6 protein-coding genes are annotated in these 5,490 nt (G+C 71.9%); 1 reads left to right on the top strand and 5 read right to left on the bottom strand.

Annotation, left to right across the window (positions count from 1 at the left end; genetic code table 11):
• On the top strand, window positions 1-941 hold a 941-nt coding region (locus ACTWQJ_RS45695; protein ID WP_443312291.1), incomplete at its 5' end, for a hypothetical protein.
• Window positions 942-944: 3 nt separating this feature from the next.
• Here ACTWQJ_RS45695 and ACTWQJ_RS45690 read toward each other — a convergent pair.
• From ACTWQJ_RS45690 to ACTWQJ_RS45670, 5 genes are all read right to left on the bottom strand, one after another.
• Window positions 945-2,273, bottom strand: a complete 1,329-nt coding sequence (locus tag ACTWQJ_RS45690) for an Nramp family divalent metal transporter (protein WP_443312290.1) — start codon at window positions 2,271-2,273, stop codon at window positions 945-947.
• A gap of 108 nt (window positions 2,274-2,381) precedes the next feature.
• Window positions 2,382-2,879, bottom strand: a complete 498-nt coding sequence (locus ACTWQJ_RS45685; protein WP_443312289.1) for an ATP-binding protein — start codon at window positions 2,877-2,879, stop codon at window positions 2,382-2,384.
• An 88-nt stretch (window positions 2,880-2,967) separates the two neighbouring features.
• Entirely contained in the window at window positions 2,968-3,876 is a 909-nt protein-coding gene (locus ACTWQJ_RS45680) for an anti-sigma factor RsbA family regulatory protein (protein WP_443312288.1), read from the bottom strand.
• 30 nt (window positions 3,877-3,906) lie between these two features.
• On the bottom strand, window positions 3,907-4,497 hold the full coding sequence (locus tag ACTWQJ_RS45675) for a LuxR C-terminal-related transcriptional regulator (RefSeq protein WP_443312292.1): 591 nt from the start codon (window positions 4,495-4,497) through the stop codon (window positions 3,907-3,909).
• A 61-nt stretch (window positions 4,498-4,558) separates the two neighbouring features.
• A partial coding sequence (locus ACTWQJ_RS45670) for an ATP-binding protein (RefSeq protein ID WP_443312287.1) occupies window positions 4,559-5,490 on the bottom strand: 932 nt, incomplete at its 5' end.

Below are 5,490 nucleotides of genomic sequence, written 5' to 3'. Positions count from 1 at the left end.
CGCTGAAGATGCTGCTCCCGGAAGGGAAGGTCAGTGGCGAGCGGGGTCGCGGCACCGACGAGGAGCCCCTTGCGCCGTACGCGCATGTCGTCTACGACGACGGCGAGGGCGGCGGGGCGGTCAGCGTCGGGCTGAACCGGGTCGAGCCGGGCAGCCAGTCGGCGCGGGAGGCGACCACGTGCCCCGACAAGGTGCATGTCCCGCACGACAGTTGCACCACCAGCCGGCTGTCTGACGGCTCGGTGCTCATGCTCTTCCAGGGGTACGAATATCCGGACCGGCGCGTGGACACCAAACGCTGGCACGCCGAGCTGGTCACCGCCGAGGGGCAGCAGATCAGCGTGAGCGAGTGGAACGCCGAGGCGGAGAAGGACCAGCCGATCACACGGGACGAACCGCCCCTGTCCATGGCGCAGTTGAAGGACATCGCCGCGGCTCCTCAGTGGCGGGCCGCCGTCGACGCGATCCCCCAGGACCCCAAGGGCACCCCCGAGGCGGAGCCGGAAACGCCGCCGGCGGTCGACGGCGCGGCGATCCGGAAGACGCTCATCGGTCTTCTCCCGGAGGGGGTCGCGGTGGTCTCCCAGGGCGGCCAGGAGACCGATTCCGCCTACGTCGTCGTCGACGACGGTCAGGGCCGGAGCCTCGTCCAGATCAATGTGCAGCCCGACATGTCCGACGTGGCCGGCGACCTCTACAGCGACGCCGAGACCCTGCCCGACGGCATGCTGGTCGCCACCAGCAAGGAGCCGGGCGAGAAGGGCGGTGCCGGGGTCGTCATGTGGACCGCCGACACCATGAAGAAGGACGGCTTCCGGGTCGTGATCAGCGCCATCAACTCCGGCGCCCAGCACACCGACGCCACCCGCGAGACGCCCGCCCTGACCATGGAGCAGCTCCGCGAGATCGCCCTCGACCCGGCATGGGTCACCCTGCTGTAGCTGCTAGAAGAACTCCGACCACGGCTGGTCCCAGATCTGCTTCACGCACAGCACCAGGAACAGCAGTCCGGCGATGACGAGCATGCCGTTGCTCATCCACCCGTTGCGCCACTCGCGGGGCGTGCGGTCGGAGTTCAGCAGCCAGATCAGCGTGCCGGCGAGGAAGGGGAGGAAGGCCGCGCCCAGCACGCCGTAGATGACGACCAGGCGGAACGGCTGGCCCTGGAAGAGCAGGACGATGGGCGGGAACGTCAGCCACAGCAGGTACGCACGGAACGGCCAGGAGCGCTCCCGCTCGCCCGACGCGATCTCCTCGCCCTTGGCGGCGTCGCGGCGGCGGTAGCGCGCCACGAAGTCCGCGAACATCAGGCTCACGCCGTGCCAGACGCCGATCAGGGAGGTGAAGGAGGTGGCGAAGAAGCCGATCAGGAAGAACTTGGCCGTCGCGGTGCCGTATTCGTCCTCCAGGATGTCGCCGAGCTGGATCAGGCCCTTGTCGCCGCTCTCGATGGCGATGTTCGCGGCGTGCAGCAGCTCGGCGCCGACGAAGAGCATCGAGACGACGAAGACGCCGGTGGTGGCGTAGGCGACCCGGTTGTCCAGGCGCATGACCTTCATCCAGCCGGTGTTGGTCCAGCCCTTGGCGTTGACCCAGTAGCCGTACGCGGCCAGCGTGATGGTGCCGCCGACGCCGCCGATCAGGCCGAGGGTGTTGAGGATCGAGTCCTTCTCGTCGGGCAGGACGGGGAGGAGGCCGGCGAAGGCATCCCCGAGATTCGGGGTGACCCTGATCGCGAGGTACACCGTCACCACGAACATGACGCCGACCAGGACCGTCATGACCTTCTCGAAGACGGCGTACTTGTTGAACCAGACGAAGACCAGGCCCACGAGACCGCAGGCGATGCCCCACCACTTGAGGTCCATGACGTCCGGGAACAGCGCCTGCAGCGGCAGTGCGCTGGACGACATCGCCGCCGCGCCGTAGACGAAGCCCCAGATCACCACGTAGACGACGAAGAAGTACGTGGTCCAGCGGCCCAGGCTCGCCCAGCCGTCGAAGAGGGTGCGGCCGGTGGACAGGTGCCAGCGGCCGGCCGCCTCGGCGAGGGAGATCTTCACCAGGCAGCCGATGACCGCGGCCCACAGCAGGGTGTAGCCGAAGTTGCTGCCCGCGATGAGCGTGGCCACCAGGTCACCGGCCCCGACGCCGGTCGCCGCGACGACGATGCCGGGGCCGATGTACTTCCAACTGGATTTACGAGGGGTGGAGTCGGAGTTCTGGGCCGGTGATGCGCCGGTTTCACTGGTGTTTCCCGTGGTGTCCGCCATGAAGGTCAAGTAAGCCCATGGGCGGCCGGGCGACAAGAGGGCGGACGGGATCTTCACCCGATGTGTGCGACGCGTGCGACGGCTGCCGCCGACCACAGCCTGCGCGTGCTACGGCTGCCGCCGACCGCAGCCGTCGCACGCGCATGTGCCGAGCTCGAACCAGACGGTCGTGCCCGGCCCGTCCTGGTGGTGGCCCCAGCGCCGGGCGAGCGCGTCCACCAGGAACATCCCGCGGCCGCTCTCCGAGGTGCCCGCGTCGACCACCCGCGGCGGGCGCCGGCCGCGGTCGGCGACCTCGCAGCGCAGGACGCCGTGTGCCGCGGTCAGCGTGAGCCGGAAGGGGGTCGCGGCGTGCAGCAGGGCGTTGGTGGCCAGCTCACTGACCAGCAGTTCGGCCGTGGCCACCAGGTCGTCGTCGCCGGTACCGTCCCGCTCCGCCAGTCCCCATGCCTCCAGCTGCCGCCGGACCTCCGTGCGGGCCTCGCGGACGACTGACGGCTGCGGGTCGTACTCGACGCTCAAGTGTCCCGCGCGCATGGGTGGTTGGGGATAGGCGCCGTACCGGGGGTCGGGGTCCGGGCGGCCTCCCCCGGAGAGTTGCAGCATGTCTCCAGGGTGTCCGTACCGGGTGTACGGCACACGGGGAGGACTACCCGATTCCATACCTGTGCAGGGGCGCGCATACGGGTCGGGGTTACACATACTGCAGGCGTACGGCCGCACCTGCACCGTCGTCGCGCACATCGACGTACGCGCACACCTGCCGGGCGAACCACAGCCCCTGGCCGGGTGCCGGCTGAGCGTCCGGCGGTGGGACGAAACCGGCGAGTGGGTCGTCGACGCGGCGTGGGGAGCGCAGTTCGCAGACGCAGGCGGGGGCCTCGCCCCACAGCAGGACGCGGGTGACGGGGTCGAGCGGGGCCGCGGCCTCGGTGACCGCGGCGGCGAACAGGTCGGCGTCGGCGGCGGGCAGTCCGCGGGCGGTGGCCCAGGTGTGTACGGAGTGTGGGTCCGGGGCGGGCAGCGGGTGTGCGTCCGGCGGGGGCGGCGGCAGCGGTACGGCGTCCAGTTCGGCGGCGATGCGCAGCGGGTCCTCGTAGACGCCGGTGCCGGGGTGGGTGCGTCGGGCGGCGTCGACGACGGCGGCGCCCGCGGTGCGGGTGTCGTAGGCGCACAGGGCGGTCGTCGCGAGCGGGGCGAAGAGGAGGTTGGCGAAGGCCTCGTAGCGGATCCACTCGCCGGTCTCGCGCGCGGAGCGGCCGGCCCGGCCGCTCCAGTCGGGTTCCATGAGGAGGTGGATACGGCCGTGCGGGGCGGCGTGCGCGGCGAGGTAGCCGGCGCCCTGCGCGACGGCGTTGGCGGCGGAGCCGGTGTACCACTCGGTGTGCGGGATGAAGCCGACGTGCCGGGCGTCGCCGCCGAGGGCGTCGCGCAGCAGGCCGAGTTTGACGGGGGCGGCGATGGCCACGGGCGGGGGTTCGTCGGGAGCGGCGAGGCCTTCGGCGAGGAAGGGCAGGGCGGCTGCCAGGAACTCCTCGTCGGTGTCGAAGACGGCCATGCGGTGGTCGAAGGTGCCTTGGGCAAGTGCGGGTCGGGCAGGCATGGGTTTCCTGTCGGTCGTAGGGGCGGGGTGTCAGCGCCGGGCGGTGACCCAGGCGGCGATCTGGCTGCGGTTGCTGAAGCCGAGCTTGCTGAGGATGCGTTCGACGTGGCCCTCGGCGGTGCGGCGGGCGATCACCAGGCGGTCGGCGATCTGCTGGTTGGCGAGGCCCTCGGCGACGAGTTCGGCGACCTCGGTCTCCCGGCGGGTGAGGCGGACGTCGGGCTGGAGGCGTTCGCCGGTGGGTTGTTCGGGGCGGTGTTCGTCGATGGCGTGGCCGACGATGTCCGTGAGGCCGAGTCCGGTGCCGTGCTCGTAGGACCGCTCGAAGGCGGCGGTTCCGAGGGCCTCACGTGCCCGGGTCTCGGTGTCGCGGCGGCCGGAGTTGAGGGCGGCGGAGCCCCAGCGGTTCCGGTCGACGTCGGCCCAGATGCGGTCGGCGCCGCCGAGCAGGACGGCCGCGCGGTCGGGGGCGCCGGTCCGGCTCGCGGTGTGGGCCAGCAGGTCGAGGGTGAGGCCGATGCCGACGACGTCGTGCACGGCGAGTTTGAGGCGCAGGGCCTCGCGGGCGTGCTGTTCGGCCTGCCGGTGGTCCTGCCGCACGCTGTGGGCGAGGGCCAGCATGCGGTGGACGTACGACAGCACCCATTCCTCGCCGTGCCGTTCGCACAGCCGGCGGGTCTCCTCACAGACCTCGATGGCCTGGTCGGCCTCGCCCAGGAAGCCGAGGGCGCAGGCGAGTTCGACCCGGTCGAGGCCGACGAGGCTGAGGTGCTGGCCGGGGACGCGGCCGCGGGCGGCGGCGGTCCGGAAGTGGTCGAGGGCGGCGGACAGGTCGTCGCTGAACAGGGTGATCACGCCGAGGACGTACTCGGCGTGCGCCGCCTCCGCCGGGTCGCCGGGCCAGGGTGCGGGCCTCTTCGGCGCGGCGGCGGCCTCGGGTGAGGTCCTCGGGGCATCCCGCGAGCAGTCCGGAGACCCACAGGGCGCGGGCACGTTCGGGGGTCGGCTCCGGGTTGGCGTCGAGGGCGCGGTCGAGCCAGTAGCGGCCCTCGCGCGGGGCGCCGCAGGCGTGCCAGTAGAACCAGAGGGTGCCGGCCAGGCGCAGGGCGGCGAGGGCCTCGCCTGGGGTGGTGAGGCTGAAGTCGAGGGCGGCGCGCAGGTTGTCCTGGTCGGCGCGCAGCCGGGCCACGATCTCCCGCTGGCCGGGCCCGAACCAGGCGCGTTCGCAGGCGGCGGCCCGCTGCTGCATCCAGTCCCGCTGGCGACGGCGCACGGCGGTCTCGTCGTCGGCTCTGTGCCGGAGTTTCTCCAGGCCGTAGTGCCGGAGGGTGTCGAGGAGGCGGTAGCGCACGCCGTCGGGGCCTGCTTCGCGGCACAGTACGGACTTGTCGACGAGCCCGGCGACGGCTTCCAGGACGTCGTAGGCGTGCATCCCTTCCTCGTCCGCGCACACCGCCTCCGCCGTCTCCAGGTCGAAGCTGCCGGCGAGTACGGACAGCCGTGCCCACACCGACTGCTCCCGCTCGGTGCACAGTTCGTGGCTCCAGTCGACGGCCGCGCGCAGCGTCTGGTGGCGGGGCCGGGCGGCGGGGCTGCCTGCGGACAGCAGGCGGT

This window comes from Streptomyces sp. KR55 (genome assembly GCF_052245645.1).
GTDB classification, from domain to species: Bacteria; Actinomycetota; Actinomycetes; order Streptomycetales; family Streptomycetaceae; genus Streptomyces; species Streptomyces flavusporus.
Note: the sequence above shows the minus strand (reverse complement) of the source record. Positions and strands in the feature narration are given on the sequence as shown.

Coding starts and splice junctions, on each gene's coding strand:
- ACTWQJ_RS45690 (WP_443312290.1), bottom strand. CDS start 2,273: ATGGCGGACACCACGGGAAACACCAGTGAAACCGGCGCATCACCGGCC.
- ACTWQJ_RS45685 (WP_443312289.1), bottom strand. CDS start 2,879: ATGCTGCAACTCTCCGGGGGAGGCCGCCCGGACCCCGACCCCCGGTAC.
- ACTWQJ_RS45680 (WP_443312288.1), bottom strand. CDS start 3,876: ATGCCTGCCCGACCCGCACTTGCCCAAGGCACCTTCGACCACCGCATG.
- ACTWQJ_RS45675 (WP_443312292.1), bottom strand. CDS start 4,497: ATGCTGGCCCTCGCCCACAGCGTGCGGCAGGACCACCGGCAGGCCGAA.